The 13,442-nt window shown below is 70.2% G+C and carries 14 protein-coding genes; 8 read left to right on the forward strand and 6 right to left on the reverse strand.

Going from position 1 to position 13,442, the window contains the following annotated elements:
- Positions 1-46 precede the first annotated feature (46 nt).
- The 6 genes from HCR12_RS13005 to HCR12_RS13030 are packed head-to-tail and all read left to right on the forward strand — an operon-like array spanning position 47 to position 6,212.
- Positions 47-1,111, forward strand: a complete 1,065-nt coding sequence (locus HCR12_RS13005) for a response regulator (RefSeq protein WP_166867087.1) — start codon at positions 47-49, stop codon at positions 1,109-1,111.
- A complete protein-coding gene (locus HCR12_RS13010) occupies positions 1,108-2,097 on the forward strand; it encodes an ATP-grasp domain-containing protein (RefSeq protein WP_166867089.1) in 990 nt (329 codons plus the stop codon). The genes HCR12_RS13005 and HCR12_RS13010 overlap by 4 nt, the downstream gene beginning before the upstream one ends.
- Positions 2,097-2,816 (forward strand): PHP domain-containing protein, encoded by a 720-nt coding sequence (locus HCR12_RS13015; RefSeq protein WP_166867091.1) that lies wholly within the window; start codon positions 2,097-2,099, stop codon positions 2,814-2,816. The genes HCR12_RS13010 and HCR12_RS13015 overlap by 1 nt, the downstream gene beginning before the upstream one ends.
- A complete protein-coding gene (locus HCR12_RS13020; protein ID WP_166867093.1) occupies positions 2,813-4,306 on the forward strand; it encodes a glycosyltransferase family 2 protein in 1,494 nt (497 codons plus the stop codon). The genes HCR12_RS13015 and HCR12_RS13020 overlap by 4 nt, the downstream gene beginning before the upstream one ends.
- The gene (locus tag HCR12_RS13025) at positions 4,303-4,452 is read left to right on the forward strand and encodes a hypothetical protein (protein WP_166867096.1); all 150 of its coding nucleotides are present in this window, start codon (positions 4,303-4,305) and stop codon (positions 4,450-4,452) included. Before HCR12_RS13020 ends, HCR12_RS13025 begins: the two co-directional genes overlap by 4 nt.
- Positions 4,449-6,212: a sensor histidine kinase gene (locus tag HCR12_RS13030; RefSeq protein WP_224763524.1), complete on the forward strand. Its 1,764-nt coding sequence runs from the start codon at positions 4,449-4,451 to the stop codon at positions 6,210-6,212. Before HCR12_RS13025 ends, HCR12_RS13030 begins: the two co-directional genes overlap by 4 nt.
- A gap of 12 nt (positions 6,213-6,224) precedes the next feature.
- Here the strand turns inward: HCR12_RS13030 and HCR12_RS13035 are convergent, their stop codons facing one another.
- Together HCR12_RS13035 and HCR12_RS13040 are read right to left on the reverse strand one after the other, a co-directional pair.
- On the reverse strand, positions 6,225-7,115 hold the full coding sequence (locus tag HCR12_RS13035; RefSeq protein WP_166867098.1) for an aldo/keto reductase: 891 nt from the start codon (positions 7,113-7,115) through the stop codon (positions 6,225-6,227).
- A 26-nt stretch (positions 7,116-7,141) separates the two neighbouring features.
- Complete coding sequence (locus HCR12_RS13040) at positions 7,142-7,753, reverse strand: GDSL-type esterase/lipase family protein (RefSeq protein WP_166867100.1); 612 nt, start codon at positions 7,751-7,753, stop codon at positions 7,142-7,144.
- A gap of 29 nt (positions 7,754-7,782) precedes the next feature.
- Between HCR12_RS13040 and HCR12_RS13045 the strand changes: the two genes are divergently transcribed.
- Positions 7,783-8,415 (forward strand): alpha/beta hydrolase, encoded by a 633-nt coding sequence (locus tag HCR12_RS13045; RefSeq protein ID WP_166867102.1) that lies wholly within the window; start codon positions 7,783-7,785, stop codon positions 8,413-8,415.
- A 95-nt stretch (positions 8,416-8,510) separates the two neighbouring features.
- On the opposite strand, the gene HCR12_RS13050 is transcribed toward HCR12_RS13045, so the two are convergent.
- From HCR12_RS13050 to ddaH, 4 genes are all read right to left on the reverse strand, one after another.
- Positions 8,511-9,635 carry an acyl-CoA dehydrogenase family protein gene (locus tag HCR12_RS13050; RefSeq protein ID WP_166867104.1) on the reverse strand — a complete coding sequence of 375 codons (1,125 nt, stop codon included), beginning with the start codon at positions 9,633-9,635 and terminating at the stop codon, positions 8,511-8,513.
- A 54-nt stretch (positions 9,636-9,689) separates the two neighbouring features.
- Positions 9,690-10,715, reverse strand: a complete 1,026-nt coding sequence (locus tag HCR12_RS13055; protein WP_166867107.1) for a Gfo/Idh/MocA family protein — start codon at positions 10,713-10,715, stop codon at positions 9,690-9,692.
- 105 nt (positions 10,716-10,820) lie between these two features.
- Positions 10,821-12,002 carry an ornithine--oxo-acid transaminase gene (rocD, locus tag HCR12_RS13060; RefSeq protein WP_191412396.1) on the reverse strand — a complete coding sequence of 394 codons (1,182 nt, stop codon included), beginning with the start codon at positions 12,000-12,002 and terminating at the stop codon, positions 10,821-10,823.
- A gap of 47 nt (positions 12,003-12,049) precedes the next feature.
- Positions 12,050-12,895: a dimethylargininase gene (gene ddaH, locus HCR12_RS13065; protein WP_166867111.1), complete on the reverse strand. Its 846-nt coding sequence runs from the start codon at positions 12,893-12,895 to the stop codon at positions 12,050-12,052.
- Positions 12,896-12,998: 103 nt separating this feature from the next.
- Between ddaH and HCR12_RS13070 the strand changes: the two genes are divergently transcribed.
- On the forward strand, positions 12,999-13,436 hold the full coding sequence (locus HCR12_RS13070; RefSeq protein ID WP_166867114.1) for an Lrp/AsnC family transcriptional regulator: 438 nt from the start codon (positions 12,999-13,001) through the stop codon (positions 13,434-13,436).
- Positions 13,437-13,442: the final 6 nt, after the last annotated feature.

Here is a 13,442-nt window from a genome sequence, read left to right on the forward strand (position 1 = left end):
CGTCGCACCTGAGGGAGCGACGCCGTAGGCTCTGGGCAGGGGGAAGATGATGGATCAACACCGCAAGGTTCTCGTCGTCGATGACGATGCGGACGTCGCGCTCTACGTCAAGACGGTGCTCGAGCGTCGAGGCGGGTGCGTCGTGCGGACCGCAGGCGACGGACTCTCCGGCGTCGCCGCCGTCGCGGAATTCCGCCCCGACGTCGTCGTGACCGACATCGAGATGCCGGGACTCACCGGCCTCGACTTCATCGCCGCGATCCGTGCCGACCACCCCCGACTCCCCGTGGTCGTGATGACCGCGCACGTCTCCGTCGAATACGCCGTCTCCGCACTGCGCGCTCAGGCCGACGAGTTCCTCACGAAGCCGCTCGACTCGGCGCGCCTCGTCGAGGTCGTCACCCGGCTCGCCGACGAAGGCCGCGCACGCCAGGCCGATGAGCCTCCCGCCCAGCGCGTGCTCGCGATCGGCGCGCACCCCGACGATGTCGAGATCGGCGTCGGCGGGATCCTCGCCGCCCACCGCGCCGCAGGCGACGAGGTCACGATCCTGACGCTCTCGCGCGGATCCCGCGGCGGCGACGTCGCCGACCGCCAGAGCGAATCGCTCTCCTCCGCCGAACTGCTCGGCGCGCGCCTCTTCCTGCACGACCTCGTGGACACCGAGATCACGAGCGGCGGCCCCACGGTGCGGCTCATCGAGGAGGTCGTCCGCGAGGTCGCCCCCATGATCGTCTACACCCACACCGACCACGACCGCCACCAGGACCACCGCGCCGTGCACGCGGCCACGGTCGTCGCGACGCGCGCCATCGACACGGTCGGCTGCTACCAGTCCCCCTCCGCGACCATCGACTTCCGCCCCACCCGCTTCGTCGCGATCGACGGCTTCGTGGAGCGCAAGCTCGAGCTGCTCGCGTGCTTCAGCTCGCAGACCGACCGGCGCAGCTACCTCGACCCCGAGTTCGTGCGCGCGACCGCTCGCTACTGGTCCCGGTTCGGCGGCGGCACCGAGGTCGAGCCGCTCGAGATCGTGCGCGAGAGCGCCGACCTGTCGACCCCGCGGCGCACCCGCACGGATGCACAGTCGACGCGCGGAGATCTCCGATGACGCGCGTGCTCGTCACCGGCGCGGGCGGGGCGGCGGGCGTCGCCGTCATCCGCTCGCTGCTGCACCGCGCCGATGTGACCGTGTTCGCCGCCGACATGGACGGCTGGGCGGCGGGCATCTACCTCGTCCCCGCCGAACAGCGGCGGCTCGTGGAGCCGGGCCGCGCCGACGGCTTCGTCCCCGGACTCGCCCGCATCGTCGCCGAGGACCGGATCGACGTCGTCATCTCGACGGTCGACGTCGAGCTCGCGGCCCTCGCCGCCCGCCGCCACGAACTCGCGCCCGCCGTGCTCGCCGCCCCCTCGGCCGACACCCTCGCGGCGTGCCTCGACAAGCTCGCACTCGCCGAACGCTGCGGCGCGACCGGCCACGCACCGCGCACCGTGCTCGCCGGACCCGATGCCTCCGCCGTCGACTGGGAGTTCCCCGTCTTCGCGAAGCCGCGCAGCGGCGCGGGTGGGCGCGGCATCCGGATGGTGCCCGACCGTGCCGCGCTCGACGCCCTCCCCACCGATGACGGGCTCATCGTGCAGGACCTGCTTCCGGGCGACGAGTACTCGGTGGATGTGATCGCCGACGCGAACGGCCACGTCGTCGCCGCGGTGCCGCGCACGCGCGAGCGCGTCGACTCGGGCGTCGCGATCGCAGGCCGCACCGTGCACGACGCGGAACTCGAGCAGACCGCGGCCGACATCGCCCGCGCCATCGGCCTCGTCGGCGTCGCGAACGTGCAGCTGCGCCGCGACCGCGCAGGCCGCGCGAAGCTCCTCGAGGTCAACCCCCGGTTCCCGGGGGCTCTGCCGCTCACGATCGCGGCGGGCGTCGACATCCCATCGCTCGTCGTCGACCTGTTCACCGGCGTGCCGCTGCCCTCACGGATCGAGTTCGAGGAACGCGCCGTCGTGCGCTTCCTCGAAGACGTCATCCTCGATCCCGCCGAACTGCTCGTCTCCGAGCACGCCGCCCACCAGGTGGGAGACGCCTGATGCACCCCGAACTGAGCGGCGACTTCCACGTGCACTCGACGTTCTCCGACGACGCCGTCTCGAGCCTGCAGGAGAACGTCGACGCGGCGCACGCCGCAGGGCTCACCGAGATCCGCCTCGTGGACCATGTGCGCGCGAGCACCACGTGGGTGCCCGAGTTCGTCGCCGCGGTCGCCGCCCTCGATGTGCCTGCGGGGCTCACCGTGCACACCGGAGTCGAGGCGAAGATCCTCGACGCGTCGGGGACGCTCGACATCCCGACGGGCGTCGAGGGCATCGACCGCATCCTCATCGCCGACCATCAGTTCCCGGGTGCCGACGGCCCCTGGTCTCCCGCGACGACGATCGAGCGGATCGCGAACGGACTCACCGTGGACGACGCTCTCGACCTCCTCATCGGGGGCCTCACCGGCGCGATGCGGCGCCACCCCGGAAACCAGCTCGCACACTGCTTCTCGATCCTCCCGAAGGTCGGGCTCCGCGAAGACCAGCTGGGCGATGAGCGCCTGCGCCTGTGGGCGGAGACCGCGGCCGCGACCGACACCTGGGTCGAGGTGAACGAGAAGTGGGCATGCCCCGGCCCCGCCGCTCTCGCCGCGGCCCGAGCAGCTGGCGTGCGCATCGTGGCCTCCACCGACAGCCACGACTCCCGGGAGGTCGGTCGCTACGACCGTGTCGCACAGCTCCTCGGCGCCGCGGTCGGCGCAGCGCGCACATGATCGATTGGCTCGAGGTAGCGACGACCTCCCTGCAGGTCGTCCTGCTCGCCTTCGTCGCGACAGGGGCGGTGCCGGTCGTGACCGCCGCTCTCACCTTCCTCGTGGTGCCGCTGCACGCGTTCTTCAACCACAACAAGAAGGCCGACGCCCACTTCCCGAACGTCGCGATCATGGTGCCGGCGTGGAACGAAGGCAACGTCATCGGAGCGACGATCGACAACCTCGTCGCGCTCGAATACCCCAGCGACCGCGTGCGCATCTATGTGATCGACGACGCCTCCACGGACGACACCCCGGATGTGGTGCGCGCGAAGGCCGCGCAGTATCCGGACCGGGTGGTGCTGCTGCGTCGTGAGCAGGGCGGGCAGGGCAAAGCCCACACCCTCAACCACGGCATCGAGATCGTGCTCGCCGACACCTGGGCGGAGGCGATCCTCATCATGGACGCCGACGTCATCTTCACGCCCACCTCGCTGCGGCGCATGGCCCGGCACCTCGCCGACCCGAAGGTCGGCGCCGTGTCGGCCTACATCGCCGAAGGCAGCCGCGACCCGAACTACATGACGCGCTTCATCGCGATCGAGTACGTGCTCGCGCAGCTCGCCTCGCGCCGCGCCCAGAACGTGCTCGGCGCCCACGCCTGCCTCGCGGGCGGCGCACAGCTGCACTCGCGCGAGAACCTCGAAGGCATCGGCGGGCGCATCCCCACCGGCAGCCTCGCCGAGGACACCGTCGCGACCTTCGAATCGCAGCTGAACGGCAAGCGCATGGTGTTCGAGCCCTCGGCGATCGTCCTCGCCGAGGAGCCGAGCACCATCGACGGTCTCTGGAAGCAGCGCCTGCGATGGGCGCGCGGCAACGTCCAGGTCACGAGGATGTACCGGAAGGTGTGGCTTCGCCCCTCCCGGACGCACAACCTCGGCAGCCTCATCTTCGCGGCGTCGTGGTTCAGCATCTTCCTGCTGCCGTTCGCGATGATCCTGTCGTCGATCGGACTCGTCGGGCTGCTGCTCCTCGGGAGCGGCCTCTCGAAGCTCGTGTTCGAGCTCCTCTGGATCAGCGCGACCCTCGCCTACCTGTTCGCGATGATCCTCGGAGTCCAGCTCGACAGACGCGTCGGCCGGATGTCGTGGCGGGAGGCGTTCCTCTTCCCCGGCGCACTGTCGTTCGTCGTGATGCTCGCGGCGCTGTTCCCCGGCCTCGTCGAGGAGCACATCCCCGCGATGTTCGGCTTCGAGCTGCTGCCGATCGGCCACATGACCCTCACGCTCATCATCTACGCGTGGATCTCGCTGTCGATGGTGGGCGCGTGGATCGCGCGGGTGGTCGAGAAGCTCCCCGCGGGCCGGTTCCTGTCGCCGTTCCTCATCTACCTCGTCGGCTACGGGCCGCTGCTGTGCGCGATCACCGCGGATTCGTACATCAAGGAGTGGAAGAAGGCCGACACCTCGTGGGTGAAGACCGTCAAGACGGGACGAGTGACCGCATGAGCGAGCTGACACGGCAGGACATCGCCCCCACCCGCACCGAGATCCGCGCCGACACCCGGCGCGAATTCCGTCTGCTGCTGAAGGCGGCAGTCGGGTTCCTCGCGATCGCGGGTGTGATCTGGCTGAGAGTGGAGTTCTTCGAGTGAGCCGGCTGACGAGCGTGCGCATGCGCGAGATGCTGGGGCGACAGCGCACCCTGTGGTACATCGATTCGACGGGACCCACCCTGCTCATGCGGCAGGCGCCATCTGCGGTCGCACTGATCGTCGGCGTCACGCTCTCCATGGCGCTCGACGACCTTCCGTTCACCCCGTTCGCCGCAGCGGGCTTCGGCCTCATCGTCGGCGCGACCATCGTGGCCATCGTCGCGACGCGCGAGCGCATCGCGATCGGATGGATCGGGGCCCTCATCCCCATCGCGGACCTCATCGGATTCGGGCTCTTCCGCGCAGGAACGGGCGGAGCGACGTCGCTCTTCGGCGTGTTCCTGCTGCTCCCGTTGGTGTGGCTCGCAGCGCTCCCCGGATACCGCTACGTCATCATCGTGACCGTGCTCGGCTCGGGCCTGCAGGTGCTCCCGATGCTCACTCACGCCCCCAGCTCGTCGAGCGAATGGCTGCGCATGGTGATCACGCCCGCCGTCTACGCCGTCATCGCGATCATGATCAACGAGATCGCCCGCAATGGCCGTCTGCGCACCGCAGAGGCCCAGCAGCTTGCTGCGGAACGGGCCGCCGCGCTGGAGCGCAACCAACGTGTGCTGGAGCAGCTGCAAGAGTCGAAGCAGAACTACGGCGAGCTCGTCGAGCTGTTCCGCAGTGTCTGGAATGCGATCACCGCACAGGCGATCATCGGCACCGATCGCGCCGGTCTCATCGTCACCTGGAACCCCGGCGCCACGATCCTGCTCGGCAGAGAGGATCTCGACACCGAGTACGCGGAGCGCATCGAGGCGTTCTTCCCGCCCTCCGTTCTCGATGGTCTCGCGGGATTCCCCGAGCACGGAGCGCAGCTCGCCCACGACCCGCTGCCCCCGGGCCTGCGCATGCTCTTCGACGCGGTCGACGCCGGCGCGACGGTCGAGCGCGAGCTCGACATGCTGCGGGACGACGGCAGCACCGTGCCCGTCCGCCTCGTCATCACGCAGCGCTTCGACGGCACCCGCACGCCCATCGGGTACCTGCTGGTCGCGAGTGACGAGACGCGCGCGATCGAGGTCGCCCGGATGAAGGACGAGTTCGTCGGCATGATCTCGCACGAGCTGCGCACCCCGCTCAGCTCGATCCTCGGCTACCTGGAGCTGTTGCGGGACGACCCCCAGAATCCGCTCACCGAGGAGCAGCAGCAGTTCCTCGGCATCGCCGAGCGGAACGCGGAGCGCCTGCTGCGGCTCGGCGGCGACCTGCTGTTCACCGCGCAGGTCGAGTCAGGCCACTTCGCCCTGGAGACGCGTGAGGTCGACATCAGCGCGCTCATCGTCGCGGCGGTCGAATCGGCGCGGCCCGCCGCCGACACCGCACGCGTGCGTCTCCGGATCGGCGGCTCGCTCGACACCGTGATCGCGCGCGTGGATCCGGTGCGCATCTCGCAGGCCGTCGACAACCTCGTCTCGAACGCGCTCAAGTTCACCCCGGCGGAGGGTGAGGTCGTGGTGACGCTCTCGCAGAACACCCGCTACATCGTGCTCTCGGTGCGCGACACCGGCGTCGGCATCCCCGCAGACGAACTCGACCGGCTGTTCACGCGCTTCTTCCGCGCCTCCACCGCCACCCGCAACGCCCTGCCCGGCGTCGGACTCGGACTCAACATCACGAAGGCCATCGTCACCGCGCACCGGGGCCGCATGGAGGTGTCGAGCGAGGTGGGCGTCGGAACCGAGTTCCGGATGATCCTCCCGCTCGACTAGGGCGCGGCCCGCTCAGTCGGTGGGAGGAGCGGGCGGCGCGCCGAGCGCATCGAGCGCCGACCAGAAGCCGTCGTCGATCGTCGCGTCGACATGCTGCTGCAGCTCACCGAGGCGCTCCACCGAGTTCACACCAACGACGGTCGTGTGGATGCGCGGGTCGCGCATCGAGAAGTGCAGAGCCGCCGCAGCGGGCTCGACACCCCACTCAGCGCACAGTGCCCGGAACGCGTCGACGTGCGCCAGGAACTCGGCGCTCGGCTCCGAGTAGCCGTAGGTGCGACCGCGGAAGTTCTCGCCAGCGAGGATGCCGGCCCCGAACGGCGCGGCATTGAACACCGTCATGCCACGCTCGGTCGCGAGGTCGATGAGGTGATCGGCGGCGCGGTTCACGACGGTGTAGCGGTTGTGCGTGAGCACGACGTCGAACGCATCCGTCTGCACGTACTCCTCCATGAGCGGGACAGTGCCCGCCGCGATGCCGATCGCACCGATGCGGCCGTGATCGCGGAGCTTCAGCAGCACCTCGACGGGACCGCCGGGCGCCATCGCCTGGGAGACCGAGATCGTGTAGGGATCGTGCAGCTGGTAGAGCGGCAGAGTCTCGAGACCGAGGCGCTCGGTGGACTCCTCGAACGAGCGCTTCATCCGCTCGCCGGAGAAGGCACCGGTGACGGGGTCCTGGTCGCCCTTCGAGAACACGACGTGGCCCTCAGGAAGCCCGCCGAGCTCGAGGATCGCCTCACCGAGGAGGCGCTCGCTCTTGCCGTCGGCGTAGTTGTTGGAGGTGTCGGCCTGGCGGAACGACGACGTGAGGATGGTCTTCGCGAGGGCGAGATCCGCGCCCGGGCGCTTGCCGAGGCCCGAAGTGCCGATCGTGACAGGTTGCAGATCGTGGTGGAGCATTCCTCCAGAGTAGAGGGGGCGCGCCCTCAGCGCTGGAGTGCTCCTTCGGCCGCCTCCCACGCCTCGGCGATGAGCTCCGCCCCGAGAGGCGTGGGGTGCACGCCGTCAGCCGCGATCTCAGCCGCCCCGTGATGCGCGGCAGCCGTCGTGAGGATGCGATGCAACGGCACGAAGGCGGCCTGGAACTCTTCCGCGAGCGAGGCCACCGCGTCGCGCTTGCCCTCCAGGTCGTCCAGCCAGCCGAACTGCTCCTGCGTGATCGGAACGATGAACGGCTCCACGAGCACCAGACGCGGATTGCCCGCCACCACCGCGCGCTCGAGCAGACCCCGGTAGACGGATTCGAACTGCTTCGCCTCGGTGACGATCCCCTGATCGAAGCGACGCAGCGTGTCATTGACCCCGACGTACACCGAGAGAGTCCCCGGGGCGAGCGCGAGGACATCCTGCCCCCATCGCGCGGCGAGGTCGCCGATGCGGTCGCCGCTCACGCCCCGATTGATGACCTCGCGGCGATCCCCGCGCACCTGCAGGGCCTCCGCCGCGAGCCGCACGTAGCCCAAGCCGAGCCCTTCCGGGTCGTCGCGGCGATGGGCGTCCGTGATGGAGTCGCCGATGAACACGATCGGTCGAGTCATTCCGCCAGAGTAACGACGAAGATGGACGAATGGATGGCTTGCACCTCATCGTCCTGCCCGGTGGCGGATATCGCCGCCACGCCCCCCACGAGGGCGAGCCGGTCGCGGAGTGGCTGCGGGGGCTCGGCTTCGAGGCGAGCGTCTTCGCGTACCCCGTGAAGACCCGCCACCCCGGACCGCTCGATGCCGTGCGCGCCGAGATCCGCCGGGTGCGCGAGGCGGGGGCTGCGCGCGTGGGAGTCGTGGGGTTCTCGGCCGGCGGTCACGCGGCCGGCATGGCGGCCTTCGCACCCGGTGCGACCCCCGCCGAGCGTGTGGACGTCGCCGTGCTCGGCTACCCCGTCGTGTCGATGATGCTCGAGGAGCACCGCGGATCCCGGGAGAAGCTCCTCGGGAAGGATGCCTCATGGAGTGAGCGCGCGGCGACATCCCTCGACCTGCTCGTCACGGCATCCGCCCCGCCGACCTTCGTGTGGCACACCGCCGACGACGCGGTCGTGCCGGTGCAGCACAGCTACCTGCTGGGCATGGCGCTCGCTGGCAGCTCGGTGCCACACGAAGCGCACGTGCTGCCGACGGGCACGCATGGGCTGGGGCTCGCCGAAGGTGAGCCCGCGGCTGTGTGGACGGGGCTCTGCGCGGAGTGGCTCGGGCGACTCTAGGCGGATCGACGATCACAGTGTCCCTCGACACGGTTCCGCGGGCCGAGACAGCCCGCGGCGCTGGCGTCGCGGCGAAGGCCGGAAACGGCCTTCGCTCACAGCTCCAGCGCGCCGAGCACGTTCGCGGCGACCGTCGCGTGCACCGACTCCGTGTCGGAGGGGTGGTAGATGCCCGCGAGCACGTCCCGCTGCAGGCGTGCGAGCTCACTCGACGAGCGGTAACCGCCTCCGCCCGCGACGCGCATCGCCTGATCGACGACGTAGCGCGCGGTCTCGGTGGAGCGGTGCTTGAGCCCCGTGAGGTCGCGGAACCAGCGCGGGCCGCGATCCACGAGACCATCCACATCGCGCGCGACCACCTCCAGCTGCGGCGCGAGCGCATCGAGAGCGAGCGCCGCATCCGCGATGCGCCAGCGGATGTCGGGATCCGTCGCGTAGCTGGCGCCCCCGCGCTGCAGGCTCGTGCGGCGCTGCGCCGCCTCCACCGCGAGCTCGAGCGCGCGATCCGCGATGCCCGCGTAGACCGACGCGATGAGCGTCAGGAAGTTCGCGAAGAGCGCGAAGATGAACGGATCCGCGTTCGGGCCGACAGGCAGGAACCGCACGATCCGCTCATCCGGGATCACGGCGCCCTCGAGCTTCGTCGTGCGCGACTGGGTGGCGCGCATGCCGAGGGTGTCCCAGTCGTCGAGGCTCGTGACGCCCGCGTCTTCGCGCGTGAGCACGCCGTGCACGAGACGCGGGGCGCCCTCGCCCTCGGTCTGCTTGCCGAAGACGATGAGGCGCGTCCACGCGGGGGCGAGCGAGGTGAAGATCTTGGTGCCCGTGAAGGCGTAACCGGCCACGGGGGTGTCCACGCGCTCCGCGGTCGTGAGCGAGTCCCACATCACCAGGTCGTTGCCGGGCTCGGAGTTGCCGAACGCGAACAGCTCCCCCGCCTCGGCATCCGCGAGGATCCACGCGAGCGAATCATCGCCCCGTTCGGCGAGCGTGTGCGCGATCCCCACGACGACGAGGTGCATGTTGACGGCGAGCGCCGTCGCGGGCGCGTATGCGGCAAGCAGGCGCTGATCGGCGATCGCCTGCGAGAGGCTGCGCGGGCGGAGGTAGCCGGCCTCGCGCAGGGCGGCGAGATCCTCGTCGAAGAAGCGGTTCTCGCGGTCGTAGTCGGCGGCACGCGAGCGGATCCCCGCGAGCAGCTCCTCAGTCAGCACACTCACCCCAGCAGGCTACGCGCCACGTGGCATGGCCGCCGAGACGGGGGCGGTCGCCGGTCAGGCGGCGCCGAGCTGCCGACGCGCCTCATCGATGACGGCGAGCACCTCGATGCTCGTCTGCAGCGGATGCTCGGGAGCCTCCAGACGCCCCTCCGCGATGTGGGACGCCACGGCCGTCGCCTGGAAGCAGAGGCCGTCGCGCCAGCGGAGCCCGGTCTCGTCCTCCCAGTGGGCGGCACCGCCGCCCGGCCGCTCGATCCGGAAGCCGCCCTGCGCCATGAACGGCTCCACCGAGATCCGGAGGCCATCGCGCCCCTGCACCTCGCCGAGGATCGGCTGGTCGGTCATCATGCTCGTGAACGAGCTTCCGGTGACGTCGCCGCCGCGTGCCCAGACGACGCGCGCATCCGCGTCGACGCCCGTGGGGGCGAGCTCGCCCGTCGCGCTCACCGAGTCGGGCGCGCCGAGGCAGAAGTGCAGCCACCACAGCGTGTAGACACCGAGGTCGAGCAGGCTTCCGCCGCCGAGCGCCGGATCGAATGCGCGGCTCGTGGGGTCGTAGCCGAACTGCGCGGCGAAGGTCGCTGACGCCCCGAACGGCTCCCCGATGACACCATCGTCGAGCAGCTGCCGGATCACGGTGGTCTGCGGGATGAAGCGCGACCACATCGCCTCCATCGCGAACACGCCCGCGGTGCGCGCGGCGATCGCGATCTCGGTCGCCTGCTCGGCCGAGACGGCGATGGGCTTCTCGATGAGCACATGCTTGCCGGCGTCGATCGCGAGCAGCGCGAGCGCGCGGTGCTCCGTGTGGGGCGCCGCGATGTAGACGATGTCGACATCCGGATCCGCGACGAGCGCCTCATATCCGCCGTATGACCGGGGGATGCCGTGCTTCGCCGCGAAGGCGGCCGAGCGCTCGGGGGTGCGGGATGCGACCGCGACGACGCGCTGGTCTGTGTTCGCGTGGAGCGTGGCAACCCAGTCGTTGGCGATCACGCCTGGCGCGAGCACGCCCCACCGCAGAACGGGTCCGCCGCGCAGCGGCACGTGGGTGGGCTCGGGGAAGCGCGAGAAGCTCATCCCCGCACGCTACCGCCTCCCGAGGTGTCAGTTTGTGCCGCCTGGGCTCGCAGGCAGGCGGCACAAACTGACACCTCAGGTGGGTGGGGGCGGGCGGGCGGGGGGTCAGCGCGCGAGATCGGCGAGCACGGCCTCCAGCTGGTCGACGGCCCAATCGATCTCGTCGGGCTCGATGACGATCGGCGGGGCGAGCCGGATGGTGGAGCCGTGGGTGTCCTTCGCGAGCACCCCGCGCTCCGCGAGCAGCTCGGCCACGCGCCGCCCCGTCGCGAGCGCGGGGTCGATGTCGACGCCCGCCCAGAGCCCTGCGGAGCGCACGGCCACCACGCCATGCCCGCGAAGCGCATCAAGGCGTGCGCGCATCCGCTCGCCGAGTTCGGCGGCCCGCCGCTGGAACTCCCCCGATTCGAGCAGCTCGACCACCGCGAGGCCCACGGCCGCGGCGAGCGGGTTGCCTCCGAAGGTCGAGCCGTGCTCGCCGGGACGCAGCACGCCCAGTACACCCACGTCGCCCACCACGGCGCTCACCGGCACGATGCCGCCGCCGAGCGCCTTGCCGAGCAGGTAGAGGTCGGGCACAACGCCCGCGTTGTCGCACTGGAAGGTCGCACCCGTGCGCGCGAGTCCCGACTGGATCTCGTCGGCGATGAACAGCACGTTCGCGGAACGGGTGAGGCGGCGCACCTCGGCCAGGTAGCCGTCGGGTGGGATGATGATGCCCGCCTCACCCTGGATCGGTTCGAGGAGAACCGCGACGACGTCATCGGTGAGGGCTTCGGCGAGCGCCTCCGCGTCGCCGTACGGCACCGAGACGAAACCGGGCGTGTACGGACCGAAGTCGTTCCGCGCGTCCGGGTCGTTCGAGAAGCTGATGATGGTGGTCGTTCGGCCGTGGAAGTTGCCGTCGGCGACGACGATCGTGGCGCGCTCGTGCGGCACGCCCTTCACGCGGTACCCCCACGCCCGCGCGATCTTGATGGCGGATTCGACCGCCTCCGCACCGGTGTTCATGGGCAGCGCCATGTCCTTCTCGGCGAGCGCGGCGAGCCGATCGAGGAACGGCCCGAGCTGGTCGTTGTGGAACGCGCGGCTCGTGAGCGTCACCCGATCCAGCTGCTCCTTCGCGGCGGCGACGAGCGCCGGATGCCGGTGCCCGAAGTTGAGCGCGGAGTACGCGGCGAGACAGTCGAGATAGCGCCGGCCCTCGACATCCGTGACCCACGCGCCCTGAGCCTCCGCGACGACGATCGGCAGCGGGTGGTAGTTGTGCGGGCTGACCCGCTCCATCTGCTCGACGTATCCGGCGGTGCCGACCGCGATCTCGCGCGCATTCATCAGCGCAGCTCCAGCGTGCAGCACTTCACGCCGCCGCCGCCGAGCAGCAGCTCCGACAGGTCGACGCCGTGCGGCACGTAGCCGCGTTCGCGCAGCGCCGCCTCGAACTCGGCCGCACGGGAGGCGATCACGACGTTGCGTCCGTCGCTGAACGAGTTGAGGCCGAGCACCGCGGCGTCGGCCTCCCCCACGTGGATCGCGTCGGGGAAGCGCTCCTCGAGGATCGCGCGGCTGCTGTCGTCGAAAGCGCTCGGCAGGTACGCGACCGCGTCGGGGCCGCCCGCGGAATCGAGCACCGCGAACGCGGTGTCGAGGTGGTAGAACGCGGGATCGACGAGGCGCAGCGTCACGACCTCGCGGTCGTAGATGCGGCGCAGCTCCTCGTGGCTTGCGGCGTCGGAGCGGAACCCGGTGCCCGCGAAGATCGTCTCGCCCACCAGCAGGAAGTCGCCCTCACCCTCATTGGTGGAGACGGGCTCCCGCACCTCGAAGCCAGCCTCAGCGAACCAGCGCATGTAGGCGGGGCCCTCGGGTCCGCGTTCCGGGAACTGGAAGCGCGCGCCATATGCGATTCCGTCGAGCACCATCCCGCCGTTGGCTGCGTAGACCATGTCGGGCAGTCCCGGCTCGGGGTCGATGAGCTCAACCTCGAAGCCGAGCTCGAGGTAGAGCCGGTACAGGGTCTCCCACTGGTCGAGGGCGGTGCCGGTGTCGGTGGGGTTCTCGGGGTGCATCCACGGGTTGATGCGGTAGCTCACCGTGAAGAACTCGGGGCGGCACATGAGCACGCGGCGCGTCGTCGCGCGGCGCTCGGAACGGGTCGTGGAGGGGTCGACCATGGTCATCTCGCCAGTGTCGCACGCACGCATCCGACAGTTGGCGGCGTCGTCTGCACTATTCCTGCGCATAACTCTGGATCCACACAATGAACCGGCGTACCGTTGCGGCGTGGACAACATCGACTACGGCATCATCGATCTGCTTCGCCAGAACGCCCGTGCCGGATACGGCGACATCGGCGACCGAGTGGGCCTCTCGGCGTCGGCGGTGAAGCGCCGCGTCGACCGTCTCGTGGCCGATGGCGTGATCCGCGCATTCACCATCCAGGTCGATCCGGCCGTCGACGGCATGGCCACCGAGGCCTACGTCGAACTGTTCTGCCGTGGCACCGTGGCCCCCGACGAACTCAAGCGCATCCTCTCGCAGGTGCCCGAGGTGGTGGATGCGAGCACGGTCACCGGCGACGCGGATGCGATCGTGCTCATCCGCTCGCGCGATATCCCCAGCCTCGAAGACGCCCTCGAGCGCGTGCGCATCGCGCCGAGCGTCGACCACACACGCAGCGCGATCGTCCTGACCCGCCTCATCCACCGCAACTACGACTGAGCACCG

The sequence above is a fragment of the Salinibacterium sp. ZJ70 genome (assembly GCF_011751865.2).
In the GTDB taxonomy this organism is placed as follows: Bacteria; Actinomycetota; Actinomycetes; order Actinomycetales; family Microbacteriaceae; genus Homoserinibacter.